Consider the following 25,652-nt stretch of genomic DNA (forward strand, 5'->3'; position numbering starts at 1 on the left):
GTCAGGCAACATTTCAGTGACTATTAGACCGCTATCGCGAGCAGGCTCGCTCCTACAGGGATTGGGGAAATGTTCATCCTTGCCCAAACACCTGCGAAGGCCGGCGCAGTAGCGGGTCGAACGGATTGATCCGCGGCCCGATCAGCGCCGCTTCGCGCTTGAGCATGTCTACCACCGTCGGCAGTCGATCCGGGCCCAATCGGTCACTCACGGTCGCCACACTCAACGCCGCCACCGCGCGACCTTCACGATCGAGAATCGGCACGGCCACCCCGGCCATGCCCTGCAGCACGCCGGTATTGCGCCCGGCGTAACCCAGGGCGCGCACGTTGTCGACTTCCGAGCGCAGGAACACCTCGTCATACAGGTGGAAGTCTTTCAGGCGCGGCAAGTTGTAATGGATGACGGTGTCGCGCTCTTCCTCCGGCAGGAACGCCAGAATCGCCAGGCTGCCCTGACCCACGCCCAACGCCACGCGCCCGCCGATATCCCCGGTAAAGGTACGGATCGGGAACGGCCCTTCGCTGCGGTCCAGACAGATCGCATCAAAGCCGCAGCGCGCCAGCAAAAACAACGAATCACCCAGCGACGCCGAGAGCCTCAGCAGCGCCGGCCGTGCCAGTTCGCGCAAGTTTGCGGTGTTGCCGGCACGGGCCGCCAGCGCGAAAAAATCCAGGCTCAGGCGATAGCGTTTACTGCGCGCATCCTGCTCGACCATGCCCTCGTCCATCAGGCTGCGCAGCAACCGATGGGTCGTCGGTTGCGATAAACCGATGCGCTGCGCCAGTTGCGTCACCCGCTCGCCGCCCTCGACGGTATCACCCAGTGTTCGCAGCACCGCAAACAATCTTGAGACGGCGCCGACACCGACTTCATTCTTGTTTTCATTCCGATCAATGGAATTTGGCATCTTGTTTTCCGATTATTAATTTGCTGAACGAATAAAACTCGAAATTGTCATCGCCTCAGTGAAATAGGCCATTGAGCCCATCCTAGTCTTCGTCCTACTCTGCGTCCAGACAGGGGCGATTCGAACAACAGCGGCAGCCGACTCAAGTCGAGCGCCACGCACCCCGGCAACATCTTTTCGTATCTGCCCATACAAAAAAGCGCGCCTGCGGGTGACGCATAACAATCTCAGGTGGAGCGCAGTCATGGCTTTTGTGCAACTTGAAAAACTCTGCAAACGCTACGGCGAAATCGACGCCGTCGTCGCCACCGACCTCTCGGTCGAGAAAGGTGAATTCGTGTCCTTGCTCGGCCCATCGGGATGCGGCAAGACCACCACCCTGCAAATGATTGCCGGCTTCGTCGAAGTCACCAACGGGCGCATCGTGCTCGATGGCCGCGACATCACCCACGCCAAACCCGCCAGCCGCGGTTTGGGGGTGGTGTTCCAGAGCTACGCGCTGTTCCCGCACATGACCGTCAAGGACAACGTCGCCTTCGGCCTGCGCATGCGCAAAGTGCCGAACGCTGATATCCAGCAGCGAGTCGACCGGGTACTGAAACTGGTGCGCCTGAATCAGCACGCCGAGCGTTACCCGCGGGAGCTTTCCGGTGGCCAGCGCCAGCGCGTCGCCCTGGCCCGCGCCCTGGTGATTCAGCCGCCGGTGCTTTTGCTGGATGAGCCACTGTCCAACCTCGACGCCAATCTGCGCGAAGAGATGCAATTCGAGATCCGCCGCATCCAGCGCGAAGTTGCAATCACCACGCTGATGGTCACCCACGACCAGTCGGAAGCGCTATCCATCAGCGACCGTGTCGTGGTGATGCAGGCCGGGCGCATCACCCAGATCGACGCGCCCTACACCCTCTACGAACACCCGCGTACCGAATTCATATCCGGATTCGTCGGCAAGGCCAATCTGCTGCCCGGCGAGCGCAATGGTGCCGGTGCGGTTCAGGTGTGCAGTGTTGGCAAAGGCGATCTGACCCTGAGCCTGCGGCCGGAAAAAATCGATCTGCGCGATGCCGGCCACGGTCGTTTACAAGGCAAGATCGTCAGTCGGTTTTTCCTCGGCAGCCAATGGCTGTACGGCGTCGGGACGAGCCTGGGTGAACTCTGCGTGGTGCGCCGCAACGATGGCTCGGCGCCGTTGAACGAAGGCACTGCAGTCGGTCTGGACTGGGACGCGGCGCTGCTGCGAGTGCTCAGTGTCGACGAGGTGCCAGCATGAGTACCCTTACCGCCACCCGCCAGGGACGCCAGGGGTATTGGCTGTCCGCACCAGCCCTGGCCTTGTACCTCGGCTTGCTGATCATCCCGCTGGGATTGACCCTGGTGCTGTCGTTCAACGTCTTCGACTACAGCTCGGGGATCAACGGCGATGCCTACACCGTCGAGCACTACAGCAGCCTGCTGGGCGATCCGTATTTCTACGAGATCTTTCTGCGCACCTTGTGGATCAGCGCCCTGACCACTTTGCTCTGCGTGCTGATCGGCGTGCCCGAGGCCTACATCCTCAGCCGCATGGGCACACCCTGGCGCTCGATTTTCCTGATTCTGATCCTCACCCCGCTGCTGATTTCGGTGGTGGTGCGCGCCTTCGGCTGGAGCCTGTTGCTCGGCGCCGACGGCCTGGTCAACCAGACCCTGCAAGCCCTCGGTGGCTCGCCGATGAAGCTGCTCTACACGCCGTTCGCGGTGGTGATTGCGCTGGTCCACGTGATGCTGCCGTTCATGATCATTCCGGTCTGGACCTCGCTGCAGAAGCTCGACCCCGCCGCCGAACAAGCCGCGCAGTCGCTGGGCGCCAGTCACTTCACGGTGATTCGCCAGGTCGTGCTGCCACAGGTCATGCCTGGTGTGTTGTCCGGCACATTGATCGTGTTTGGCCTGGCCGCCAGCTCATTCGCGATTCCCGGCCTGCTCGGCGGTCGTCGGCTGAAGATGGTTGCCACGCTGATCTACGACCAGTACCTGTCGGAACTCAATTGGCCCATGGGCGCGGCCATTGCCGTGGCTCTGCTGCTCATCAACCTGCTGATCATGCTGTCGTGGAATCGCATGATCGAAGGCCGCTACAAGAAGTCATTGGGATAATTCGTCATGTCCAGGAACGGTCCTTTCGCCCTGCTGTTTCATACCCTGGTGGTGTTGTTCATGATGGCGCCGCTGGTGGTGGTTTGCCTTGTGGCCTTCACCCCGGAAAACACCCTGAGCCTGCCGACCACGGAGTTCTCTCTACGCTGGTTTCGCGCGGTGTTCGAGCGTGCCGATTTTGTCGATGCGTTCTACAACAGCCTGATCCTGGCGTTCAGTGCAGCCACCCTGGCGACGCTGATCGCGGTGCCCGCCGCGCTGGCGATCACTAGATTCGAGTTTCCCGGTCGAGACTTTCTCAACGGCCTGTTTCTGTCGCCGATCATCATTCCGCACCTGGTACTCGGTGTGGCGTTGCTGCGCCTGTTTGCGTTGCTGGGTGTCAATGGCAGCTTCGTCTGGCTGATCTTCGCCCACGTGCTGGTGATTACACCGTATGTGCTGCGTCTGGTGCTGGCCTCGGCCATTGGCCTGGATCGCAGCGCCGAACACGCCGCGCAATCCTTGGGCGCAGGGCGCTTCACGCTGTTCCGCCAGATCACCCTGCCGATGATTCTGCCGGGGGTGGCCGGTGGCTGGTTACTGGCGTTCATCAACAGTTTCGACGAAGTCACGCTGTCGATTTTCGTCACCTCGCCGGCCACACAAACCCTGCCGGTGCGCATGTACGTGTACGCCACTGAATCCATCGATCCGATGATGGCGGCGGTGTCGGCACTGGTGATTGCGCTGACCGCGCTGACGATGATTCTGCTTGATCGGGTCTACGGCCTGGATCGGGTGCTGGTGGGTAAACAATGAGGGCGCCATGGCTCTGCTGAAACGACTGGCCGAAGCTGACCGTCCGGCCCTGGACTTTACCCTCGACGGCCATCCCGCCAGCGGTTTGCTCGGCGATACCGTGCTGACCGCCGTGCTGACTTGCAGCGAACATCTGCGCGGCAGCGACTTCAGCGCCGAACCTCGCGCCGGCTTCTGCCTGATGGGGGCCTGTCAGGATTGCTGGGTGCGCCTGGGCGATGGTCGCAGGGTGCGCGCCTGCTCGACGCTGCTCGAAGCCGGGCAGCAGGTGTGCCGCGAACCGGGGCGATCGTTATGAATAAACATTCCATCTGCAGAAACCGGATCCCTTGGGGGAGCGAGCTTGCTCGCGATTRCAGRCTGTCAGTCAGCACAAYTATTGAATGGGCCGCCGTCATCGCGAGCAAGCTCGCTCCCACAGGGGTGAGAGTATGAAGTCTGTGGTCATCGTCGGCGCCGGTCCGGCGGGCATTCGTGCGGCACAAACGCTGGTTGCCCATGGCGTGCGTCCGACGTTGCTGGACGAAGCCGCACGCGGCGGCGGGCAGATTTATCGGCGTCAACCGGCCAACTTCAAACGATCGCCGGTCAAGCTGTATGGCTTTGAAGCACGCAAAGCCAATGCGCTGCATCAGACGATTGACGCACTGCGCGAACAAATCGATTACCGCCCCGAAACCCTGGTGTGGAATGCCGAAGACGGCGCCCTCGACACTTTGCAGAACGGCCGCGCAGCACGCTTGGACTTCTGCCGGGTGATCGTCGCCACCGGCGCCACCGACCGGATTCTGCCCGTACCGGGCTGGACATTGCCGGGAGTCTACAGCCTCGGCGCGGCGCAAATCGCCTTGAAGTTCCAGGGCTGCGCCATCGGCGAACGTGTGGTGTTCGCCGGCAGCGGCCCGTTGCTGTACCTGGTCGCCTATCAATACGCCAAGGCTGGGGCCAACGTGGTCGCGGTGCTCGACAGCTCCCCCTTCAGCGCACAGGCCCGAGCCCTGCCCGGCCTGCTGGCGCAACCGTCCACGATGGCCAAAGGCATTTATTACCGCAGCTGGCTGACCGCGCACGGTATCCCTGTGCATCAAGGCGCGACCCTGGCAGCCATCGACGGCGAACAACGCGTGCAGTCGCTGCGCTGGTCCAACGCCAAGGGCAACCACTCACTCGACTGCGACGCTGTGGCCTTCGCTCACGGCCTGCGCAGTGAAACCCAACTGGCCGATCTGCTCGGCTGTGAATTCGTCTGGAACCCGCTCAATCGCGCCTGGTTACCCCAGCGTGACAGTGCGGGCCGCAGCAGTGTCGCCGAGGTTTATCTGGCGGGCGACGGCGCCGGCATCATGGGTGCGGACGCGGCGGAAATGGCCGGTGAGCTCGCCGCGTTGGCACTGCTCGAAGACATGGGGCATCTGATTCCAGCGCAGCGCCCTGCGCAACTGGAACATCGCCTGGAACGCATTGGCGAATTTCGTCAGGGCCTCGAACGTGCCTTTATTTTTCCCGACAACTGGGCCGCCGGTGTCGCCGATGACGTGATGGTCTGTCGCTGTGAAGAAGTACGCGCCGGGGATATTCGCGACGTGGTGCGCGAAGGTCATTGGGAAATCAACCGGGTAAAGGCTCATTGTCGTGTCGGCATGGGGCGTTGCCAGGGTCGGATGTGCGGTGCCGCCGCCGCTGAAATCATTGCCTGCCAGAGCCAGCGCGCCGTGTCCGATATCGGCCGGTTGCGCGCCCAGGCACCGATCAAACCGCTGCCGTTTGGCCTGGAGATCAAGCTTTGAACGAAGTCGATGCAGTCATCATTGGCGGTGGCATTGTCGGTGCAAGCGCTGCCCTGTTTCTCAGTCGGGCCGGGCGGCGCGTGGCACTGCTGGAGCGGGATTTTTGCGGCTCACATGCCAGCGGCGTGAACTACGGCGGCGTGCGGCGTCAGGGTCGTCCCCTGGCGCAATTGCCGCTGTCGCAAAAGGCCCACGAAATCTGGGCGCAGTTGCCACAACTGATCGGCATCGACGGCGAATACCAACGTAGCGGTCACCTGAAACTGGCCCGCAGCCTCAACGATCTGCAAGCCCTGCAGGACTACGCCGATAGCAGTCAGGGTTTCGGCCTCGATCTGCAAGTGCTCGACCGAACCCAATTGCGTGCACGTTTTCCGTGGGTTGGAGACGTGGCGGCAGGCGCGTCCTATTGCCCGGACGATGGTCACGCCAACCCGCGCCTGGTGTCTCCGGCGTTCGCTCGGGCGGCGCGGCAACAGGGCGCACAGGTTTACGAACAATGCGCGGTGAGCGCTGTAGAACATGACGGGCAACGATTTCGTGTGCGTACGCAAACCGGCCAGGAATGGCGTGCACCCTGTCTGTTGAACTGCGCCGGAGCCTGGGCCGGCAGCCTGGCCGCGCAGTTCGGCGAACCGGTGCCGATGCATTCCGGTCACCCGGCGATGCTGGTCACCGAACCGTTGCCGCTGGTGATGGATGCCAGCACCGGCGTCGAGGGTGGAGGCATTTATGCCCGTCAGGTTATCCGGGGAAATTGCGTACTGGGCGGTGGCCAGGGCTTTGCCCTCGACGAGGCCCGCGCCCGCCCCGGTCAAGGCGCAGTGCTGGAAATACTCCGCCAGGCCGTCGAGCTTTACCCGTTTCTGCAAGGTGCCCAGGCGATTCGTACCTGGAGCGGCACCGAAGGTTATCTACCCGATCGCCAACCGGTGATCGGCCACAGTGGTACCCAACCCGGTCTGTTACACGCGTTCGGCTTTGCCGGCGCCGGTTTCCAGATCGGACCCGCGGTGGGCCAGGCGCTCACCGAAATCATCTGTAGCGGCGCGTCAAAGACGTCGCTGGATGCGTTTTCCATCACCCGGTTTCACTCCATCTCCGTAGCTTGATAGAGGAAGGTCGCGCCAATGAATAACGTCAAACGCAGTGCACTGCTCGGTTTCTCCTGGCTAAGTTTTTCTTGCGTGGGCGCCCTGCTCACGGTCACTCAGGCCCAGGCCCAGGCCGAGCCGACACTTTATCTGGGCATGAACGGCGGGACCATGGAACGGCTCTATGCCGACAAGGTGCTGCCGGCTTTCGAGAAGGCCAACAACGTCAAAGTGGTGATCGTACCGGGCACCTCCGCCGATATCCTGGCCAAGGTCCAGGCCAGCAAGGGCAACCCGCAGATGCACGTGATGTTCCTCGACGACGGCATCATGTACCGCGCGATCTCCATGGGCCTGTGCGACAAACTCGAAGACAGCCCGCCGCTGGAACAGATTCCGGCCAAGGGACGGATCAAGGACCAGGCCGTGGCGGTCAGCCTCGGGGTCACCGGGCTGGCATACAACACCCGGTTGTTCAAAGAAAAAGGCTGGAGCGCGCCGACCTCGTGGATGGACATGGCCGACCCGCGTTTCAAGGACAAACTGGTGTTCCAGTCGATGGCCTCTTCGACGTTCGGCTTGCACGGTTTCCTGATGTTCAACCGGATCCAGGGCGGCACCGAAACCAACGTCGACCCTGGTTTCAAGGCCTGGCCGAACACCGTTGGGCGTAACGTACTGGAATACATTCCGAGCTCGGCGAAGATCTCCGAAATGCTTCAGACCGACGAAGCGGCGCTGTTCCCGTTGACGCCGACCCAGGTCACGGCTCTGAAGCTCAAGGGCATGCCAGTGGAATACGCACAGCCGAAGGAAGGCGCCGTGGTGCTCAACGTCGCGGAATGCGCAATCGCCAACAACACGCAACCGGAGCTGGCGCAAAAACTTGCCGCCTTCCTGCTGACCCCCGAAGCCCAGGCCGTCGCACTCGAGGATGGCGACCAGATTCCGTCCAACCCCAACACCCCGACCACCGAGCGAACTCATGGTCAGGTCGAAGCCATGAAACAGTACCTCGATACGGCGATTGCCGTGGATTGGGATCAGGTCAACGAACAACGTCCGGCATGGAGTGCGCGGTGGAACCGCAGTATCGAGCGCTAGGGCACTGGCCAGGCACAGTAGCCTGGACATTGACATAACCTTGTGGGAGCGAGCTTGCTCGCGATAGCGGACYGTCAGGCACCCCTTGTGTGACTGTCTAACCGTCATMGCGAGCAAGCTCGCTCCCACAATGGATTTTTGTCCAACTCAGATTAGCGACCAACACCGGTCACCTGTGGGAGCGAGCTTGCTCGCGAAGGCGGCCTGACAGTCGCCACATCTTTCCCGCTATCATGTCGCGCATTCCCAGGGCTCCACGCCCTCCCCTTGGTTAATGGCGAATCCGTTCATGCATACCCTTGCTCAATTGCGCACCGGCGAGTTGTCGGGCATCACGCGGCTGGATCTGGTCGAAGGCCTCACCGAATTCCCCCGGGAGATTTTCGATCTGGCGGACTCGCTGGAAGTGCTCAACCTCAGCGGCAATGCCTTGAGCACCCTGCCCAAGGACTTGCATCGCCTGACCCGTTTGCGCGTGCTGTTCTGTTCCGATAACCGCTTCACCGAGTTGCCGGCCTGCCTGGGCCAATGCACCGCACTGACGATGATCGGCTTCAAGGCCAACCGTATCGCCCACGTGCCCGCAGCGGCGCTGCCACCGCTGCTGCGCTGGCTGATCCTGACCGACAACTGCATCGAAACCTTGCCGAGCGAACTGGGAGAGCGCCCGTTCCTGCAAAAGCTCATGCTCGCCGGCAATCGATTGCAAGCGTTGCCGGAGTCATTGCGTCAGTGCCATCGGCTGGAGCTGATCCGCATCGCCGCCAACCGGTTGACCGGGTTGCCGCAATGGCTGCTGGAGTTGCCGAGCCTGACCTGGCTGGCCTATGCCGGTAACCCGCTGGAAACCGAAGCCGATGCCGCGGCCCTCGACGCCACACCACGCATTGACTGGTCGGCATTGCGTCTGGAGAAGAAACTCGGCGAAGGTGCCTCCGGGGTGATTCATCAGGCCGCCTGGCAACCCGCCGGGCAGCCGCCCATGGCCGTTGCGGTGAAACTCTACAAGGGCGAAATGACCAGCGACGGTTCGCCATTGCACGAGATGAACGCCTGCATCACCGCTGGTCTGCACCCGAATCTGATTCGCGTCGAAGGGCGGATTGTCGATCACCCGCAGCAAACCGCCGGGTTGGTGATGCAACTGATCGCACCGAGCTTTTGCAACCTCGCCGCGCTGCCGAGCCTGGCGTCGTGCAGCCGCGACATTTACCCCGACGACTTGCGTTTCAGTGCCGCGGTGGCGCTGCGCATTGCCTCGGGCATTGCCTCGGTGGCCGAGCATCTGCACGGTCATGGCATCACCCACGGCGACCTCTACGGGCACAATATTCTGTGGAATGAACAGGGCGACTGCTTGCTGGGGGATTTTGGCGCGGCGTCATTCCACGCCTTGTCCGACAGCCTTGAAAGCCGTGCCTTGCAACGGATCGAGGTGCGGGCGTTCGGGGTGTTGCTGGGGGAGTTGCTGGCGCGGGTTGATTCAGGGTTGAGTGATGAACTGCGTGGGGGGCTGGAGGATTTAGAACAGCGTTGCTGTCAGCCGCAAGTGCTGGAGCGGCCGGGGTTTGGCGAAGTCGTGGAGCAACTGAAAAATCTGTGACCGCTGCGCGGTCAATCGCGAGCAAGCTCGCTCCCACAAGGGTAGCGCTCAACCTGTGGGAGCGAGCTTGCTCCGGGCGGCGATCCGACGATGACGGCCTGCCAGACAACAGAGCCGTCATTGACACAAAGACTTAACCCGCCAACCCGACAAACATGTCCTGCACGTCGTCGTGGTTATCGAGGCCTTCGAGGAACGCTTCGACTTCCGCCATCTGCTCATCGCTCAGGCCGCTGACCGGGTTTTTCGGCTGGTAGCCCAGTTTGGCCGACAGCACGGTGAAGCCTTGTTCCGGCAGGGCTTTCTGTACAGCGTCGAGGTCGGTCGGCTCGGTCAGGAACAAGGTTGCACCCTCTTCACCCGGTTCGAAATCCTGTGCACCGGCTTCGATGGCGGCCATTTCCGGATCCGCGTCCGGGGTGTCCGGCGACGCTTCGATCATGCCGACATGGTTGAAGTCCCAGGCCACGGAACCGGAAGCCCCCAGTTGGCCCTTGCGGAATGCAACACGGATTTCAGCGACGGTACGGTTGATGTTGTCGGTCACGCATTCAACGATCAACGGCACCTGATGCGGGGCGAACCCTTCATAAGTCACGCGATGGTATTGCACGGTCTCGCCCAACAGGCCCGCGCCCTTCTTGATCGCGCGATCCAGTGTTTCCTTGGGCATCGAAGCTTTCTTGGCCTGTTCAACCACCAGACGCAAGTGCGCGTTGGTAGCAATATCAGCGCCGTTGCGCGCAGCAATGGTGATTTCCTTCACCAGTTTGCCGAAGATCTTGCCCTTGGCATTGGCTGCCGCTTCTTTGTGTTTAACCTTCCACTGTGYGCCCATTTCTCACTCTCTTATCTGTGGCATCTGTGGCGCCGAGACATCTATTGGCCGACGCTTTGTGTAAGTTTATACGGCCTAAAGTTGGCAATCGACCAAAAAATCCCGACTTGCGTCGACATCTTCACCAGCGGTTGTAGGGCGATTCGGAAATGTCACTTTAACGTGCCCGCAATGCGCTGAGGTTTCGTACGCTTTGCACCCTATTCCACGGCAGCAGCGTGTTCGATGCACAACGACAAGGAAAGTCCCACCACCCTGACGCTTCTCGACGATGACCTGAGCTTCCAGGTGGTTCGGTTCAGCGGTCATGAAGCACTCAACCAGCCCTATCGATTCGATATCGAGGTTATCGGGCTGGCACCGGCCCTGAGCCTCGAACGATTGCTGCAGCAACCGGCGCTCCTCGAATTTGGCCACGACCAGGGCATTCATGGCGTGCTGCACAGCGCCAGTTGTGAACATCGAAGCGGGCACCGGGTCGCTTACAAGCTGGTGCTGGTGCCCCGTGTCCAGGCGCTGGAGCAGCAACGACGCCGACGAGTTTTCCAGCGCGCCAGCGTGCCCATGATCCTGCGCCAATTGCTCGAGGAACATGGGCTGCCCGCCGGCAGCTATCGTTTTGAACTGTCAACCGGGCACTATCCCTTGCGACCTTTTTGCATTCAGTATGAAGAAACCGATCTGGCGTTGCTGCAACGGCTGTGCGAGGAAGAAGGCATCCACTATCACTTCGAGCATCAACGCGACGGCCATGTGCTGGTGCTGGCCGATGACAGCCTGAGCTTCCCCCAGGAACCGCTGCTCATGCCGATGCGCAGTGACGCCCTCGACGAACACCACGAACCTGTGATCAGCGAACTGTTCCAGCGTCATGACGCTCCGCTCTCCCCCGTGCGCCCAGATGCCAGGAACCCTGGTTCAGCAGACACCAGCGACGGCGCAGCCAATCACTCGTTCGCCACGACGAGACACTTTCCCGCCCGCGAACAACAACATCGCGATCAGCTCAGCCGTCGGCAACTGGAGCGTCTGCGTTGTCGACACCTGCAGATCCACGGCCAAAGTAACCAGGGTGCATTACGCAGCGGCCGGATCGTTCAGGTGGCCGAACATCCATTGGCGAATTTCAATGATCAATGGCTGGTCACCGAAATTCGCCATCAGGGGTGTCATTCATCGATTCTGTTCGACGACTCACCGGGCATCACCCCGGGCTACTGCAATCAATTCAGCGCCATCCCCTGGTCGACAGTGTTCAGGCCCTCGCTCAAACAACCCAGGCCGAGCATTCCCGGGTATCAGCCCGGCCAAGTGTGCGGCCTGGTCGGGCAACCGCCGACGGTGGATGAGGATGGCCGGGTTCAGGTGAACCTCTGGCCCGCCACACAATCAGTCGCGGCGGCGTCCGATGGCCTGTGGCTGCCGCTGGCGCTGACCACCGCCGAGGACTGGATCGACCCGTCCCGCCTGCCCTTGGCCGGCAGCGAGGTACTGGTGATTTTCCTCGACAGTGACCCGGATCGCCCGGTGCTCTGTACGGCCATGGGCCCTGCGCCTCAACCTCGCCGCCCTCGCCCGCGTGAGCCCCGTGGCGATACCCGCCTGCTGTTCGACTGGCTGCTCAGCCGCTCGGACCTTGCGCCCTGAGATTCAGCCCTTGTCAGCCTTGCCGGCCGCAGCAGCGAACTGCGCCAAACGCACGTCCAGATGCCGTGGCCGACGCCCGTGATCCTCCGCACGCTCCTTGCGGCGGATGGCGTTGCGCACCATCAGCGAGCCGATGTAGCGAATCGGTTCCGGCGGGAAAAAACCCAGCGGTCCGTTGACCAGTGGCGAACGGGTCCAGGGGTTGTCCAGGCCCAGGACCATCGACGCCAGAATCTGCCCGCCCATATGGCAGGGCCCGACACCGCTGCCGGAGTAGCCAAAACCGTAGAACACATTGCCACTGGCGCTCATCTGCCCGAAAAACGGCAGCCCGGTCACCGAACGGTCCGACGGACCATTCCAGGTCGCTTCGACCTTGACGTCGGCAAACGCCGGGAAGAAATCCGCCAGGCTGTTCTGCAACAGACCGGCATAGGGTGAAGGCTGATCGAACACCGGCAGCATGCGTCCACCGTAAGCGAAGGTATTGCCACCCTTGCCCAGCATGATCCGGCCGTCCGGGGTGTTGTGATAGTAGTGCACGAAAATCCGCGAATCGAGCACCGTGACGCCGCTGGTCAGGCCGATTTCGTCGAGCAAATCCGGCCGTGGCTCGGTGATCAGCATGTCGCTGGAAACGATCGCCACGCTGCGTTCGAACTGCGGGAACGCCCGGGCCATCCAGGCGTTCATCGCCAGCACCACCCGGTCGGCGCGGACGGTGCCGCTGGGGGTTTGAATGCCCACCGGTTTGCCCTCTTCCAGCCCGGTCATCGCGGTGTTTTCGTGAATCCTCACGCCCAATTGCAGGGCGACCCGGCGCAGACCGCGCACCAGTTTGCCCGGTTGCACACTGGCCGCGGCTGGGGAAAACCAGCCTTCCAGGTGTTTGCTGGAACCGGCCATGCGCTGCACATCGGCCACCGGCCGCTGGGTGAACGAGTTGATGCCGTGGCGCTCCAGTGCGGCGATGACTGCATCGGTGGAGCCGCATTGCGCACGGTTGGTGGCGGTGTAGAGCGTACCGTCGAGGCGGTAATCGGCGTCCACCGCGTATTGCTCGCAGAAGGTGCCGATGGCATGGATGCTGCGCTCGGACTCCTTGACCAGGCGCACGGCCTCTCCGACGCCGAACAAACGCTCAAGGGTGAAATACTTGGCCGACCACGACAACGCACAACCGCCGTTGCGTCCACTGGCCCCCGCACCGCAGATGTCTGCCTCGATCAGCAGCACGTCCAGCTCGGGGTTCTGCTCCTTGAGCATGATCGCGGTCCACAACCCGGTATAACCGCCGCCGACGATGCACACGTCGGCGCGGCTGTCGCCTTCCAGTGGCGGACAGGTTTCGGATGCATCAGCCTTCAAGGCCTGGTCCAGCCAAAAGGGTCTCATGGGAAATCTCCAGTCAATGGCCCACACGCCAGCCTGCCGCAGGTGCAGCAGGCGACGCGGGGCAGGATTCAGGTACGCAGGGGTTTGATGGTCATCGCTTGATTGGGCACGTAGGCGAACTGAGTACCCAGGCCACTGGGGCGGCTGTTCCAGTGCGGGATCAACACCAGCGCGGAAAACATTGCGCAGCCGGCGAAGACGATGAACACGGTAACGGTGTCGAAGTAGCCCGGCAGCAGCCCGCCGAGAATCGCCCCGACCGAGCCGCAACCGTTGACGAAACCGGCTGCCGTGGCCCCCGCCTTGGCGGTGCCGAAGTCGATGGCGGCCGCGCCGCTGATCATCGAATCCGGTCCGTAGAGGGTCAGGCCCATGACGAACAGCAGCGCCACCACCAGCAGCACGCTACCGGTATGCAGGGCGCCCATGAAAAACGCCAGGGAGACCGTCAGCGCCAACAGGCTGATCACGCAGGCCGGCATGCGCCGGGCACCGAACAGTTTGTCCGAGGCCAGGCCAATCAGGATCGGCCCGAGCAATCCGGCCAGTTCAAATGCGGTCGGAATGATCGCCGCGCCGACCTTGCCCACCGACGGCATCTGCTCGAAGACGATCACCGGTCCCCACAACAGAATCGCGTAGCGCGCCGGTTTGAGCATGAAGTACGCCAACCCCAACACCAGCACCGTACGATTGCGCAGGATTTCCTTCAAAGGCTCCCACATGCTGATTTTGCTTTGCGCGTCAGCCTGTTCGGCGGTCAGCTCGGGTTCCGGCTCCACCGCCGGCAAGCCGACGTCCTCCGGTTTATTACGTTGAAAAATAAAAAACAGCACGGCGACCAGCCCAACCACCGCCGCACTGGAAACAAACGCCGCATGCCAGGTGCCGATGAGCGTATACGCCCACCAACCGGCAAACGGCGACGCCACGAGACCGCCAAAGGCGTAGCAGGAACTCCACAGGCCCAGTACCCGCCCGCGTTGCTCCGAGGGAAAGAAGCTGCCGAGATTCTTGCACAGCCCCGACCAACCGGTGGACTGCGCCAGCCCTTGGATCAGCATGCAGGTAGCGAAAATCGGTAAGGTTGCAAAGTTGCCCATCACCAGCGCCGCACAGGCGGAAATCAGCAATCCGCCCAGCACCACCACCCGCGGGCCAAAACGGTCTGCGAGGATGCCCCAGGTGAACTGACCGACGGCGTAGGCCGTCAGGTAGATGGCGTCGAGGTTGGCCATGGCCATTTTGTCGAGCATGAAGGTCGGGTCTTCGGCGATGCCGAGCTTGGCCACCGAGAAGGCTTTGCGGGTGAAGTAGAACGCGGCGTAGGCGAGCCAGGTGATCGCGAAGATCTGCACGCGCCAACGCTTGATGGTGCCGATGTGCTTGTTCATTGTGGTTCTGACCTCAGGGTGTGAGTGTGCCGGCAGAATTGGAAGAAAACGCCTGTGTTTTTATTGTTGAGCACTGCGATATCGCCCTGTCCCTACGGCAGATACCGGTCAGATGAGTCCTGTTTTTTGCACGCCCAGGCTCATGGCACCCGCTGCTGTTCGACTGACCAGCCGGCGGGGCTGAGGTGGATAAAAACAATTACTGATTAATAAGTGAAATCGATTTATCGTATTTCCAAAATAAGCTCAGCTTGTTACTGGAGATTTCCATGTCGGTTTCCCACGCCCAGCTCAAAGCGTTCCATGCCGTGGCGGTCCATGGAAGCTTTACCAAGGCCGCCGAACGCCTGTTTCTGACGCAACCGGCGATTTCCGACCAGGTGCGCAAACTCGAAGAGCGTTACGGCGTCTTGCTGTTTCACCGCAACAAGCGTTCCGTGCGCCTGACCGATCTGGGCGAGCGCCTGCTCGGCGTGACGCAGAAATTGTTTGTCATCGAAGCCGAGGCCCAGGAACTGTTGCAGGACTCCCAGGCCTTGCAGACCGGCAGCCTGATTCTGGCGGTGGATGCGCCGGTGCATGTGCTGCCGCAGATCGCCCGGTTCTGTGAGCGCTACCCGGGGATCAGCGTAAAGATCGAAACCGGCAACACCGATGAATCGCTGTTCCGGCTGTTCAACTATCAGGCCGACCTGGCGTTGCTTGGCCGCGAGGTGAGCGACGAACGACTGATCTCGTTGCCGCTGCGCAATGACCCGATGGTGGCCTTCGTCTCGCGCAATCATCCGTGGGCCGACCGCGAATCCATCACCCTCGCGGATCTCGATGACACGCCCCTGGTGCTGCGGGAAATCGGTTCGGTGACCCGGCAGACCCTGGAAGAGGAAATGCAACGCGCCGGGTTCCGCATTCGCCCGGCGATTCAGGTCGAAGGTCGGGAGGCGGCGCGGGAAGCGGTGGTGGTCGGGATCGGAGTGGGCGTGGTGTCGGCTGCCGAGTTTGGCGCCGACTCCAGGGTTTGTGCACTGCCGATTACCGATTGCGAACGACGGCTGACTGAAACGCTGGTTTGCCTGCGCGAGCAGAGTTCGCGGCGGGTGGTGGCGACTTTTCTGGAGATGGTGCGTGAGAGTCTTGTGTAGGCAGGTCCGACGCCATCGCGGGCAAGCCACGCTCCCACAGGTATTGGGTCGTACACAAAATCGGCGAACCTGCATGAAACCCTGTGGGAGCGGGCTTGCCCGCGATTGCAGGCGACCCGGTCTACCTGACGGGGGCCAACCCGAAAAATGCCTGAATCAACCGCAAATCCCGTCGCCGCTCCATGCACCCGATCATGTGCCGATTCACCAACCCCTCGCCAATGATCGGCACCGCCGCCACCCGTGGATCGTGGCTGACCTCCACCGACGACACCACCCCTACCCCCAGTTCGGCGGCCACCGCCTCGGTCACCGCTTCGCGGCTGTCCAGCTCCAGCAACACCCGCGGATTGACCCTGGCCTGGGCGCAAGCCTCATCGAAGGTGCGCCGGGTAATCGAATCCGGTTCGCGCAGCACCATGATCACCTGATCCAGCTCCTTGAGCTGCACGCCTTTGGTCTTCTGCGCCCAAGGATGCCCGGCGGGCACCAGCGCGCAAATCCGTGATTCGTTCAGCGCCTGCAGATGCAAGCCCTTGCGCGGCTCGACTTCGGTCAACACCGCCACGTCGGCATGTTCGGACAACAACGCCGCCAGGGTTTCCTGGGCGTTGCCCAGGCGCAGGTTCACCGTGATCCCCGGATAGCGCGCCCGCAGACTGGCAAGCATCGGCATGACCATGTGTGGGCCGTCCGCCGCCACCTCCAGACGCCCGGTCAGCAGTTGCCGGTTGGCTTCGAGCATCACCTGCGCCTCTTCGACCAGGCCGAACATCGCCCGGGTGATGGCCGCCAGTTTGGTGCCCTCCTCCGTCAGTTCCACGCGGCGGGCGGTACGGCGCAGCAAGGTGATCTGGTAGTGCTCCTCCAGGGCCTTGATGTGCCCGGTAACCGCCGGCTGGCTGATGAACAGCCGCGCCGCCGCCCGGGTAAAGCTGCCTTCCCGCGCCACAGCATCGAATGCGCGCAGCTGAAACAGGTTCATGAATAACCCTCACTGATGGCTGGCATAACAACAAACAATTTGATTGATAACACGGCAAATTGCAATTTAAGCGCCGTAGCTTCATCCCATCGATTGCGAGGACACGAGAATGAGTACTGCCGAACCCATCCTGCTCACCCCCGGCCCGTTGACCACATCGGCCCGCACCCGTCAGGCGATGATGGTCGACTGGGGTTCATGGGATGACCGTTTCAATCTATTGACCGCCAGCCTCTGCGAGCAACTGCTGGCAATCATCAACGGCGCCGCCACTCACCACTGCGTGCCCCTGCAAGGCAGCGGCACCTTCGCGGTCGAGGCAGCGATCGGCACGCTGGTGCCTCGCGATGGCAAGATTCTGGTACTGATCAACGGCGCCTACGGCAAACGCCTGGCAAAAATCTGTGAAGTGCTCGGCCGCTCCTTCAGCACCTTCGAAACCGCCGAAGACGAGCCGACCACCGCCGCCGACGTCGATCGCCTGCTGCGCGCCGACACCGGCATCACCCACGTCGCCCTGATTCACTGCGAAACCAGCACCGGCATCCTCAACCCGCTGCCGCAGATCGCCCAGGTCGTCGCAGAACACGGCAAGCGCCTGATCATCGACGCCATGAGTTCCTTCGGTGCCCTGCCGGTGGATGCGCAGCAAGTGCCGTTCGACGCACTGATCGCTGCCTCGGGCAAATGCCTGGAAGGTGTTCCGGGCATGGGGTTTGTCTTCGCTCGCAAAGAATCCCTGGCCAACGCCACCGGTAACTCGCATTCGCTGGCCATGGACCTGCAGGACCAACACGCCTACATGGCCAAGACCGGCCAGTGGCGCTTCACCCCGCCGACCCATGTGGTCGCGGCGCTGCACGAAGCCCTGCTGCAATACAACGAAGAAGGTGGCCTGCCGGCCCGACACGAACGCTATGCCGCCAACTGCCAGGCATTGATGGAAGAGATGGGCAAACTGGGGCTGCGCAGTTTCCTGCCGGCGGCTATTCAGGCGCCGATCATCGCCACCTTTCATGCCCCGAAAGATCCTCGCTACCAGTTCAAGGAGTTCTATGAGCGGGTCAAGGCCAAGGGCTACATCCTCTACCCCGGCAAACTGACCCAGGTCGAAACCTTCCGCGTCGGCTGCATTGGCCATGTCCAGCCAGCCGAAATGCGCGAAGCCGTGGCGGCGATTGCTGAAGTTTTGCGCGAGATGGAAGTGTTAGAGATCTAGGCCACACCGTATACCCCTGTGGGAGCGAGCTTGCTCCGGGCGGCGTTCCGACGATAGCGGTCTGACACTCACCATTGATGTCGACTGACCAGGCCTCATCGCGAGCAAGCTCGCTCCCACAGAAAAGCTGAATTTCCGAATAGCTCGTTCTCACAGGAATCCAAACGCCATGAACTACACCAACCCAACCAAACTCCAAGCCGCCATCCTCGACTGGGCCGGCACCGTGGTCGACTTCGGCTCCTTCGCCCCGACGCAGATTTTCGTCGAGGCGTTCGCCGAGTTCGATGTCCAGGTGTCCATCGAAGAAGCCCGTGGCCCGATGGGCATGGGCAAGTGGGACCACATCCGCACCCTGTGCGATCTACCGGAAGTTGCCGAGCGTTATCGCAAAGTGTTCGGCCGCACGCCGACTGACGATGACGTCACTGCGATTTACCAACGCTTCATGCCGCTGCAGATCGAAAAAATCGCCGAACACTCGGCGCTGATTCCGGGGGCGCTGGAGACCATCGCCAACCTGCGCCAGCAAGGGATCAGGATCGGTTCCTGCTCCGGTTACCCGAAACTGGTCATGGACAAAGTGGTTGAACTGGCCGCCACCAACGGCTACGTCGCCGATCACGTGGTCGCCACCGACGAAGTCCCGAACGGCCGCCCATGGCCCGCCCAGGCACTGGCCAACGTCATCGCCCTGGGCATTGACGATGTCGCCGCGTGCGTGAAGATCGATGACACTGTGCCGGGCATTCTCGAAGGTCGCCGCGCCGGCATGTGGACCGTGGCGCTGATCTGCTCGGGTAACGCCCTGGGTCTGGACTACGAAGGTTATCGCGCGCTGGGCAGCGACCAACTGGACAGTGAGCGCAAGCGCATCCACGCGATGTTCGAAGGTTCGCGCCCGCACTACATGATCGACACCATCACCGATCTGCCGGACGTGATCGCCGACATCAACAAGCGTCTGGCCAATGGCGAAATGCCGCAGTCGAGCTGATAAATCCCCGTAATACCTCTGTGGGAGCGAGCTTGCTCGCGATGACGATCGCTCATTCAATATATGTATTGACTGAACTGACCCCATCGCGAGCGAGCTCGCTCCTACAGGGTTTTTCTGTCTATTACCCGAGCCAGAACATCACGCGACCAATCGCCTCAGGCAAACCCGGTTAAACAGGATTACAGTTAAAGCACACCGTCGGACAAGAACGGTGGCTTTAAACCGGACCTCTGAGGAACACCATATGCCGTGGAAAAACTCCGAATCGCGCTACAGCACCGTATCGATCGCACTGCATTGGTTGATGCTGGTCCTGCTGGCGCTGGTTTACGCCTGTATCGAGTTTCGCGGGATCTTTCCCAAGGGCAGTGGCGGGCGCACGCTGATGGTCGAATTACACTTCATGCTCGGCCTGACCGTTTTCGTTCTGGTCTGGGTGCGATTGTTCGCGCGCAGTCTCGGCCGGCCCCCGGAGATCTTCCCGGCCTCGCCACACTGGCAAACGACGCTGGCCAGGCTGATGCACTGGGCGTTGTACATATTCATGATCCTCACACCGATTCTCGGGTGGCTGGTCACCAGTGCCAAAGGCAATCAGGTGATGTTCTACGGTGTCGACCTGCCGATGCCGATAGCGGAAAACAAGGACCTGGCCAAACAACTCCAGGGCTGGCACGAGCTCGGCGGCACGATCGGCTATTGGCTGATCGGCCTGCATGCCGTGGCCGCGCTGTATCACCATTATGTGGTGGGCGATAACACCTTGCTGCGGATGATGCCCAAGCGCGTGAACCGCAATACCTGAACTTGACGGCAACCCCTAATGTGGGAGCGAGCTTGCTCGCGATGGCGGTGTATCAGTCGACAAATGTGCCGAATGCAATGCCCTCATCGCGAGCAAGCTCGCTCCCACATTGGTTTTCGGTGACTTTCAGGTTTGTGAATTGAACCCCCTTTGCCCCTGCAAGCCGCCCGTGTGGACGAAGATCAGCCGCGTGCCCCGGGTGAACTTGCCCGTGGCGACTTGTTGCTTGAGGGCCATGAGTGCCTTGCCGGTGTACAGCGGTTCCAGGGGAATGCCGCTGGCCTGTTCGGTCTTCTCGATGAACTCGATCAGCAGCGGATCGACCTTGGCAAAACCGCCGCGACTGGCCTCGACCAGTTCATATACCGCATCGATCAGACCCGCTTCCTGCACGATCCGTTCGACCTGCTGCGCCACCCCATGATCGCCTGGCACCGCCAGCGCACCGTAAACCGGATGATCCCCCGCTTCGGCCAGCACCAGGCCCGCCAGGGTCGTACCGGTTCCACAGGCCAGCCACCAGGCGTCATAGTCACTCCAGCCCAATCCTTCCAGTTGCGCGCAAACGCTGGCCCGCAGTTGCATGCAACCCAGGGCGCCAGGCAAACCGCCTCCCCCTTCAGGCACCGGATGCAACGTCGGGTAGCGGGTTTGCCAGGGTTGCCAGAAACCCGCTTCATGCCTCGCTCGATAGCCTGCGTAACCCAGCCAGTGCAACTGCATGCCGAACGCCTGCAAGTCTTTGACCGTCGGAGTTTCCTGAGGGTGCCCGCGCAACAGGCCAACGGTGGCAAAGCCGAAACGCTTGCCCGCCGCCGCCAACGCGTGGAGGTGATTGGAGTGCGCTCCACCCAGGCTGATGAGGCCTTCGGCACCAACACGGTCGGCGGTCTTCAAGTGTTCGATGAGTTTGAACCATTTGTTGCCGCTGATCAGCGGGTCGATCTGGTCCAGACGCAGGATTGCCACTTCGATGTCGGCGTGGGTGAGCCAGTCGAGGTGGAGGAGTTCGAGGGGGGCTTTAGGAAGCCAGTTGTCTGGAAGAGAAAGCATGATGCCGGATCTTTGGAAAGACCCGGCATCTTAGCAGCTGACTTGTGGTGAGGAGGCAAGCACCTCACCACAGGTTTTGTGAACAGCCTGATTAGCTGGATTACAACTGCGCCGCCAATCGCGAACCCTGATTGATCGCCCGCTTGGCATCCAGCTCTGCCGCGACATCCGCGCCGCCGATCAGGTGCACACTCTGCCCCGCCGACACCAGACCGTCATGCAATTCGCGCAGCGGATCCTGACCGGCGCAAATCACGATGTTGTCCACTGGCAGCACCTGCGGCTCTCCGCTGTCGCCGATGCGGATGTGCAGGCCTTCGTCGTCGATCTTCAGGTATTCAACGCTGTTGAGCATCTGTACCTGCTTGTTCTTCAGACCGGTGCGATGAATCCAGCCGGTGGTCTTGCCCAGGCCGTCACCGACCTTGGATGTCTTGCGTTGCAGCAGGAACACCTCGCGTGCCGGCGCATGGGGCGCAGCCTTGATACCGGCAACACCACCGCGTGCCTCAAGGTGCGCATCGATGCCCCATTCCTTCCAGAACGCGGCACGATCCTGACTGGTGGCGACGCCTTCATGCACAAGGAACTCGGAGACGTCGAAACCGATACCACCGGCACCAATCACCGCGACGCGCTTGCCGACCGGTTTGCGCTCCAGGATCACGTCCAGGTAGCTCAGCACCTTGGCGTTTTCCACCCCCGGAATGGCCGGCACGCGCGGCGCAATGCCGGTGGCCAGAATGATCTCGTCGTAGCCGCCTTCGACCAGTCTGGCCACGTCGACGCGGGTGTTCAGGCACACCTCGACGTTGGTGGTCTGCAACTTGCGGTTGAAGTAGCGAATGGTCTCAAAGAACTCTTCCTTGCCCGGAACACGCTTGGCGATGTTGAACTGACCGCCGATTTCGCTGGCCGAATCGAATAGCGTCACCTGATGGCCACGCTCGGCGGCCACGGTCGCGGCGGACAAACCGGCCGGGCCGGCACCGACCACGGCGATTTTCTTCAGCTGCTGCACGGGCAGGTAATTGAGTTCGGTTTCGTGGCAGGCACGCGGATTGACCAGGCAACTGGTCAGCTTGCCGCCGAAGGTGTGATCGAGGCAGGCCTGGTTACAACCGATGCAGGTGTTGATTTCATCGGCGCGACCTGCAGCGGCCTTGTTGACGAAATCCGGGTCGGCGAGGAACGGCCGCGCCATGGACACCATGTCGGCATCACCCTCGGCCAGGATCTGCTCGGCCACTTGCGGCGTGTTGATGCGGTTGGTGGTGATCAGCGGAATATTGACCGAACCCCGCAGTTTGGCCGTGACCTTGCTGAAGGCCGCGCGCGGCACTTTGGTGGCGATGGTTGGAATCCGCGCTTCGTGCCAGCCGATACCAGTGTTGATGATGGTCGCACCGGCCTGCTCGATGGCCTTGGCCAGTTGCACGATCTCGTCCCAGGTGCTGCCGCCTTCGACCAGGTCAAGCATCGACAGACGGAAAATAATGATGAAGTTCGGGCCGACCGCTTCACGCACGCGACGGACGATTTCCACCGGCAGGCGCATGCGGTTTTCATAGCTGCCGCCCCAGCGGTCGGTACGGTGGTTGGTGTGGGCGGCGAGGAACTGGTTGATGAAGTAGCCTTCCGAACCCATGATTTCCACACCGTCGTACTCGGCGGTTTGTGCCAGTACCGAACAGGTGACGAAATCGCTGATCTGCTTCTCGATGCCCTCCTCGTCCAGCTCCCTGGGCTTGAACGGGTTGATCGGCGCCTGGATCGCGCTCGGCGCAACCTGTTTCGGGCTGTAGGCATAGCGACCCGCGTGGAGGATCTGCATGCAGATCTTGCCGCCTGCCTCGTGCACGGCACGGGTGACGATACGGTGCTTGAGCGCCTCTTCTTCGGTGGTCAGCTTGGCCGCGCCGGAATACACGCCGCCTTCATCGTTCGGGCCGATACCGCCAGTGACCATCAGGCCGACACCGCCACGGGCACGTTCGGCAAAGTACGCCGCCATGCGCTCGAAACCACCCGGTTTCTCTTCAAGGCCAGTGTGCATCGACCCCATGAGGGTGCGATTGCGCAGTGTGGTGAAACCCAGGTCCAGCGGAGCCAACAGGTGCGGGTATTGAGCGGCGGTCATCGGTAACTCCACATCGAGCGATCACGGAAAGTGCAGGAGCTCTATGGCCCCCATCAGTCATGTTCGACAGACTAAGAGTCGCGCCGCTGGTGCTCAATGACCGTAACTGACAACTTATTGATCGAAATGAGCAGGAGCATTAGGCAAACGGGAATGACTCAAAACAAAAACGACCTTGCGGTGCAGGTCCGGGTTGAAACCTGCACCATGAAGGTCGCCATCTTTCGGACTCGGGACAAGCCCGCAGGATTTACGCGCATGACCGGCTTAGCATGCGCTTGCGACAATCCCCTGAGGCGCAACGTAGTCGTCCTGTTTTTTCGCTCGCTGAGTCAGCACCAGCATCGTCAGGAATCCGAGCACAATCAGTACCGGATAAGCCATCAACAGTTCGGAAAGGGAATACTTCCAGGCCAATGGGCGCCCGACACCCAGCATGGCGGCATACATCCAGGACACTGCCGACAATGAGCCGCAGGCCAACGCCAGCATCCGTGCACTGAATCCGAGATTGAGCAACGAGCCTGCCTTCTGCAGGGCCGGCAGTACCATACGATGCAACAAGACACCGTTGTAACTCAGCAACGCTACAATAATGACTTTGGCTTGAAGCTTTGGATTCATGAAGTAATCGAGACCTTTGTCCAGGTAATCAATACCGACGACAGCGACACCCGTTACCCACAGTGCTATCAGTGCAACAACGACTGACTTTTGAAGACTTTCCATGTGAGCATTATCATGCTCAGTGACTACTTTGCGCCTTAACAGGTCTTTAACCATAGCGACATCACTGGTCAATACCAAACCAATGGCCACACAACACGCCACCAAGTGAACGTAAATAACCCCCAGACGAAAAAACTCCAGAAATTCTTTATTTTCCAGCAGACTCATTATTGTATTTATCGCCACGGTATTTTCTCCACCTTATTCGACAGTACAGATCGACTACTTGACAGGTTTTTTACTTATTAAAAATCCTGTGCGACCTTACTTCTAAAAGATAAGCCAAATCATGGACTCGGCACTGTTAACCTCATTGACCCGCTCGGCAAATCAATGACCGGTTTGTTTATCACCTCCCTGAGTTTCAGATAAAACCCCCCATTTGCATTCACTGCTTTTGAGATTCAACTTCCACTTCTTTTTGCGATTTCAGGGGCAGGTCATGACTGACGTGCTTAGGAGTCAGAGGGCGAAGACGCTCCAATGTTCATTTCTCGAGCAACCCACCGACAAACGGTGCGTTGCGCAAGTGCGCCTGAAGCGATAGCAACAAGACAACTTTCACGCTACGCCCCACCACAACTGGCCTGCTTAACTACATGCACTTCAATAATCGCTTATTGGATCCACTAGTTGTTATACATCCCATAACATGCGCAATAGCGAGCAACTCTCATCCAGAGCAAACTCCGACTGCGAATTCCACGGTGATTCGGCCACCCTTTCAGGCAGATGGCAACGCAGGATCAACTTAAACAATAAGGGTGTAAACCAAGTCCCTGCACTCATGCTCAAAACCCGAAGTAAACAAATGCCGTAGCTGCCGCCATACCCCATGCGGCCAACGCCATGACTGTTGAATTGTACGGTAATCGGGATTCGCTCAAGCGCTGCAAGCCTGGCTTCGAAAACCCGGTTTGGTCATATCGGCAATCCATGATTGCGCGGTAGGTATATCGCAGGCCGACTAGCAGAAACAGGGTGATCAGGCCGAGGACAAGTCCACGCCTGACAGGCGGTTTAACCAAGGGTGCAAGGTGATCCTGTTCGCAGGCAATGCTATTGACTTGCGCAACGGTAATGAGTTGATAGTCCGTCGAAGACCGCTTTGGGCCAATTTGCATCGCCACCTGTTGCTCTAGATCCAACACCTGATACTTCCAGAGCGTTGACGAACCATTGCGGCAGAAGGTAAACGCTGCAGGACTTGAGACGGCGATAATAAAAGCGTCGTTGATGTCCAGTTTTTTCAGCGTTTCTGTGGCTGACCTGGTGAAGCCCAGGTCGAAGACCGAAGTGATCCCGGTAGCAGAAGCCGCGACCGCGACCAATAGGCTGCTCAAGAGGCAGATGGCTGAAATGTTCAAGGCCGGGTTTCCTTTTTCCATTGTTTCTTTGATTTCGCAGTTCGGTTCCAACCTGCCTTGATGAGTTCCAGTACGCTGCTGGCACCCCGATAGCTGATGGGCAATTGAATGGAAGGAGAAAGGGAGGGCATCCATTGCCCTCCCCTCCGCGGTCCACGCTCCCTGCGACAGTACTGACCAGGACCTCAAGTGGCCAGAATGAAGTCCGTCTGATCAACGGCCGCGCTGCTGACACCCACAAGGCGGATGGAGTCCGCTCCGATCCCCACCACCGTGTCCGCCCCGTCTGCCGTTATGGTCAGGCTGGCAGCGAACGTCGCGCTGGTGATCCCCATCCCCGTGACATTGAGCAAGTCCTGCTCTGCGGCCAAATTCGCTCCGAAGTTCAGGATCGTATCGTTGCCGAAACCCGCGGCAGCAAACACGAACGTATCGTTGCCGGCCACGCCGCCACTCATCACGTCATTACCGCCACCGCCGATGAGAACGTCGTTACCCGCACC

23 protein-coding genes are annotated in these 25,652 nt (G+C 60.7%); 13 read left to right on the forward strand and 10 right to left on the reverse strand.

Going from position 1 to position 25,652, the window contains the following annotated elements; translation table 11 throughout:
* Positions 1 to 73: 73 nt before the first annotated feature.
* Positions 74 to 910, reverse strand: coding sequence for an IclR family transcriptional regulator (locus tag AC1DU9_RS24525; RefSeq protein WP_477810909.1), 837 nt, complete (start codon positions 908 to 910; stop codon positions 74 to 76).
* 244 nt (positions 911 to 1,154) lie between these two features.
* Between AC1DU9_RS24525 and AC1DU9_RS24530 the strand changes: the two genes are divergently transcribed.
* The 8 genes from AC1DU9_RS24530 to AC1DU9_RS24565 all read left to right on the forward strand — a co-directional run bounded on the left by AC1DU9_RS24530 (position 1,155) and on the right by AC1DU9_RS24565 (position 9,435).
* Positions 1,155 to 2,180, forward strand: a complete 1,026-nt coding sequence (locus tag AC1DU9_RS24530) for an ABC transporter ATP-binding protein (protein WP_223463826.1) — start codon at positions 1,155 to 1,157, stop codon at positions 2,178 to 2,180.
* Entirely contained in the window at positions 2,177 to 3,046 is an 870-nt protein-coding gene (locus tag AC1DU9_RS24535) for an ABC transporter permease (protein WP_223463827.1), read from the forward strand. The genes AC1DU9_RS24530 and AC1DU9_RS24535 overlap by 4 nt, the downstream gene beginning before the upstream one ends.
* A gap of 6 nt (positions 3,047 to 3,052) precedes the next feature.
* Positions 3,053 to 3,847 carry an ABC transporter permease gene (locus AC1DU9_RS24540; protein WP_108219103.1) on the forward strand — a complete coding sequence of 265 codons (795 nt, stop codon included), beginning with the start codon at positions 3,053 to 3,055 and terminating at the stop codon, positions 3,845 to 3,847.
* A 7-nt stretch (positions 3,848 to 3,854) separates the two neighbouring features.
* Positions 3,855 to 4,145, forward strand: coding sequence for a (2Fe-2S)-binding protein (locus tag AC1DU9_RS24545; protein WP_223444668.1), 291 nt, complete (start codon positions 3,855 to 3,857; stop codon positions 4,143 to 4,145).
* Positions 4,146 to 4,278: 133 nt separating this feature from the next.
* On the forward strand, positions 4,279 to 5,634 hold the full coding sequence (locus AC1DU9_RS24550) for an FAD/NAD(P)-dependent oxidoreductase (RefSeq protein ID WP_477810910.1): 1,356 nt from the start codon (positions 4,279 to 4,281) through the stop codon (positions 5,632 to 5,634).
* Positions 5,631 to 6,746, forward strand: coding sequence for an NAD(P)/FAD-dependent oxidoreductase (locus tag AC1DU9_RS24555; RefSeq protein WP_223463829.1), 1,116 nt, complete (start codon positions 5,631 to 5,633; stop codon positions 6,744 to 6,746). Before AC1DU9_RS24550 ends, AC1DU9_RS24555 begins: the two co-directional genes overlap by 4 nt.
* A gap of 18 nt (positions 6,747 to 6,764) precedes the next feature.
* Positions 6,765 to 7,832 carry an ABC transporter substrate-binding protein gene (locus AC1DU9_RS24560; protein WP_477810911.1) on the forward strand — a complete coding sequence of 356 codons (1,068 nt, stop codon included), beginning with the start codon at positions 6,765 to 6,767 and terminating at the stop codon, positions 7,830 to 7,832.
* Between the two features lie 289 nt (positions 7,833 to 8,121).
* Positions 8,122 to 9,435 (forward strand): leucine-rich repeat-containing protein kinase family protein, encoded by a 1,314-nt coding sequence (locus AC1DU9_RS24565; protein WP_223463831.1) that lies wholly within the window; start codon positions 8,122 to 8,124, stop codon positions 9,433 to 9,435.
* 133 nt (positions 9,436 to 9,568) lie between these two features.
* On the opposite strand, the gene AC1DU9_RS24570 is transcribed toward AC1DU9_RS24565, so the two are convergent.
* Positions 9,569 to 10,273, reverse strand: a complete 705-nt coding sequence (locus tag AC1DU9_RS24570) for a YebC/PmpR family DNA-binding transcriptional regulator (protein ID WP_477810912.1) — start codon at positions 10,271 to 10,273, stop codon at positions 9,569 to 9,571.
* Positions 10,274 to 10,498: 225 nt separating this feature from the next.
* Here AC1DU9_RS24570 and AC1DU9_RS24575 point away from each other — a divergent pair, with 225 nt between their 5' ends.
* Positions 10,499 to 11,920: a type VI secretion system Vgr family protein gene (locus tag AC1DU9_RS24575; RefSeq protein ID WP_223463832.1), complete on the forward strand. Its 1,422-nt coding sequence runs from the start codon at positions 10,499 to 10,501 to the stop codon at positions 11,918 to 11,920.
* A gap of 3 nt (positions 11,921 to 11,923) precedes the next feature.
* On the opposite strand, the gene AC1DU9_RS24580 is transcribed toward AC1DU9_RS24575, so the two are convergent.
* Positions 11,924 to 13,315, reverse strand: a complete 1,392-nt coding sequence (locus AC1DU9_RS24580; protein ID WP_223463833.1) for an FAD-dependent oxidoreductase — start codon at positions 13,313 to 13,315, stop codon at positions 11,924 to 11,926.
* 68 nt (positions 13,316 to 13,383) lie between these two features.
* On the reverse strand, positions 13,384 to 14,709 hold the full coding sequence (locus tag AC1DU9_RS24585; RefSeq protein WP_223463834.1) for an MFS transporter: 1,326 nt from the start codon (positions 14,707 to 14,709) through the stop codon (positions 13,384 to 13,386).
* A gap of 269 nt (positions 14,710 to 14,978) precedes the next feature.
* Between AC1DU9_RS24585 and AC1DU9_RS24590 the strand changes: the two genes are divergently transcribed.
* Positions 14,979 to 15,851, forward strand: coding sequence for a LysR family transcriptional regulator (locus tag AC1DU9_RS24590; RefSeq protein WP_223463835.1), 873 nt, complete (start codon positions 14,979 to 14,981; stop codon positions 15,849 to 15,851).
* Between the two features lie 121 nt (positions 15,852 to 15,972).
* Here the strand turns inward: AC1DU9_RS24590 and AC1DU9_RS24595 are convergent, their stop codons facing one another.
* Positions 15,973 to 16,836 (reverse strand): LysR substrate-binding domain-containing protein, encoded by an 864-nt coding sequence (locus AC1DU9_RS24595; RefSeq protein ID WP_223463836.1) that lies wholly within the window; start codon positions 16,834 to 16,836, stop codon positions 15,973 to 15,975.
* Positions 16,837 to 16,945: 109 nt separating this feature from the next.
* Here AC1DU9_RS24595 and AC1DU9_RS24600 point away from each other — a divergent pair, with 109 nt between their 5' ends.
* From AC1DU9_RS24600 to AC1DU9_RS24610, 3 genes are all read left to right on the forward strand, one after another.
* The gene (locus tag AC1DU9_RS24600; protein ID WP_223463837.1) at positions 16,946 to 18,055 is read left to right on the forward strand and encodes a 2-aminoethylphosphonate--pyruvate transaminase; all 1,110 of its coding nucleotides are present in this window, start codon (positions 16,946 to 16,948) and stop codon (positions 18,053 to 18,055) included.
* A gap of 169 nt (positions 18,056 to 18,224) precedes the next feature.
* Positions 18,225 to 19,052, forward strand: a complete 828-nt coding sequence (phnX, locus tag AC1DU9_RS24605) for a phosphonoacetaldehyde hydrolase (RefSeq protein WP_223463838.1) — start codon at positions 18,225 to 18,227, stop codon at positions 19,050 to 19,052.
* Positions 19,053 to 19,299: 247 nt separating this feature from the next.
* On the forward strand, positions 19,300 to 19,860 hold the full coding sequence (locus tag AC1DU9_RS24610; protein ID WP_223463839.1) for a cytochrome b: 561 nt from the start codon (positions 19,300 to 19,302) through the stop codon (positions 19,858 to 19,860).
* 126 nt (positions 19,861 to 19,986) lie between these two features.
* Here AC1DU9_RS24610 and AC1DU9_RS24615 read toward each other — a convergent pair whose 3' ends face one another.
* From AC1DU9_RS24615 to AC1DU9_RS24635, 5 genes are all read right to left on the reverse strand, one after another.
* Entirely contained in the window at positions 19,987 to 20,913 is a 927-nt protein-coding gene (locus AC1DU9_RS24615; RefSeq protein WP_223462315.1) for a 1-aminocyclopropane-1-carboxylate deaminase/D-cysteine desulfhydrase, read from the reverse strand.
* Between the two features lie 100 nt (positions 20,914 to 21,013).
* A complete protein-coding gene (locus AC1DU9_RS24620) occupies positions 21,014 to 23,053 on the reverse strand; it encodes a 2,4-dienoyl-CoA reductase FMN-binding domain-containing protein (protein ID WP_477810913.1) in 2,040 nt (679 codons plus the stop codon).
* A gap of 267 nt (positions 23,054 to 23,320) precedes the next feature.
* The gene (locus AC1DU9_RS24625; protein ID WP_223462317.1) at positions 23,321 to 23,968 is read right to left on the reverse strand and encodes a hypothetical protein; all 648 of its coding nucleotides are present in this window, start codon (positions 23,966 to 23,968) and stop codon (positions 23,321 to 23,323) included.
* 605 nt (positions 23,969 to 24,573) lie between these two features.
* A complete protein-coding gene (locus AC1DU9_RS24630) occupies positions 24,574 to 25,284 on the reverse strand; it encodes a hypothetical protein (RefSeq protein ID WP_317851127.1) in 711 nt (236 codons plus the stop codon).
* A 50-nt stretch (positions 25,285 to 25,334) separates the two neighbouring features.
* Positions 25,335 to 25,652: calcium-binding protein (locus tag AC1DU9_RS24635; protein WP_477810914.1), on the reverse strand; the 318-nt coding region annotated here is incomplete at its 5' end.

The organism is Pseudomonas sp. P4_C1, assembly GCF_056402155.1.

Coding starts and splice junctions, on each gene's coding strand:
- AC1DU9_RS24575 (WP_223463832.1), top strand. CDS start 10,499: ATGCACAACGACAAGGAAAGTCCCACCACCCTGACGCTTCTCGACGAT.
- AC1DU9_RS24560 (WP_477810911.1), top strand. CDS start 6,765: ATGAATAACGTCAAACGCAGTGCACTGCTCGGTTTCTCCTGGCTAAGT.
- AC1DU9_RS24630 (WP_317851127.1), bottom strand. CDS start 25,284: ATGGATGCCCTCCCTTTCTCCTTCCATTCAATTGCCCATCAGCTATCG.
- AC1DU9_RS24615 (WP_223462315.1), bottom strand. CDS start 20,913: ATGCTTTCTCTTCCAGACAACTGGCTTCCTAAAGCCCCCCTCGAACTC.
- AC1DU9_RS24585 (WP_223463834.1), bottom strand. CDS start 14,709: ATGAACAAGCACATCGGCACCATCAAGCGTTGGCGCGTGCAGATCTTC.
- AC1DU9_RS24600 (WP_223463837.1), top strand. CDS start 16,946: ATGAGTACTGCCGAACCCATCCTGCTCACCCCCGGCCCGTTGACCACA.
- AC1DU9_RS24580 (WP_223463833.1), bottom strand. CDS start 13,315: ATGAGACCCTTTTGGCTGGACCAGGCCTTGAAGGCTGATGCATCCGAA.
- AC1DU9_RS24540 (WP_108219103.1), top strand. CDS start 3,053: ATGTCCAGGAACGGTCCTTTCGCCCTGCTGTTTCATACCCTGGTGGTG.
- AC1DU9_RS24525 (WP_477810909.1), bottom strand. CDS start 910: ATGCCAAATTCCATTGATCGGAATGAAAACAAGAATGAAGTCGGTGTC.
- AC1DU9_RS24595 (WP_223463836.1), bottom strand. CDS start 16,836: ATGAACCTGTTTCAGCTGCGCGCATTCGATGCTGTGGCGCGGGAAGGC.
- AC1DU9_RS24610 (WP_223463839.1), top strand. CDS start 19,300: ATGCCGTGGAAAAACTCCGAATCGCGCTACAGCACCGTATCGATCGCA.
- AC1DU9_RS24550 (WP_477810910.1), top strand. CDS start 4,279: ATGAAGTCTGTGGTCATCGTCGGCGCCGGTCCGGCGGGCATTCGTGCG.
- phnX (WP_223463838.1), top strand. CDS start 18,225: ATGAACTACACCAACCCAACCAAACTCCAAGCCGCCATCCTCGACTGG.
- AC1DU9_RS24530 (WP_223463826.1), top strand. CDS start 1,155: ATGGCTTTTGTGCAACTTGAAAAACTCTGCAAACGCTACGGCGAAATC.
- AC1DU9_RS24535 (WP_223463827.1), top strand. CDS start 2,177: ATGAGTACCCTTACCGCCACCCGCCAGGGACGCCAGGGGTATTGGCTG.
- AC1DU9_RS24545 (WP_223444668.1), top strand. CDS start 3,855: ATGGCTCTGCTGAAACGACTGGCCGAAGCTGACCGTCCGGCCCTGGAC.
- AC1DU9_RS24620 (WP_477810913.1), bottom strand. CDS start 23,053: ATGACCGCCGCTCAATACCCGCACCTGTTGGCTCCGCTGGACCTGGGT.
- AC1DU9_RS24590 (WP_223463835.1), top strand. CDS start 14,979: ATGTCGGTTTCCCACGCCCAGCTCAAAGCGTTCCATGCCGTGGCGGTC.
- AC1DU9_RS24565 (WP_223463831.1), top strand. CDS start 8,122: ATGCATACCCTTGCTCAATTGCGCACCGGCGAGTTGTCGGGCATCACG.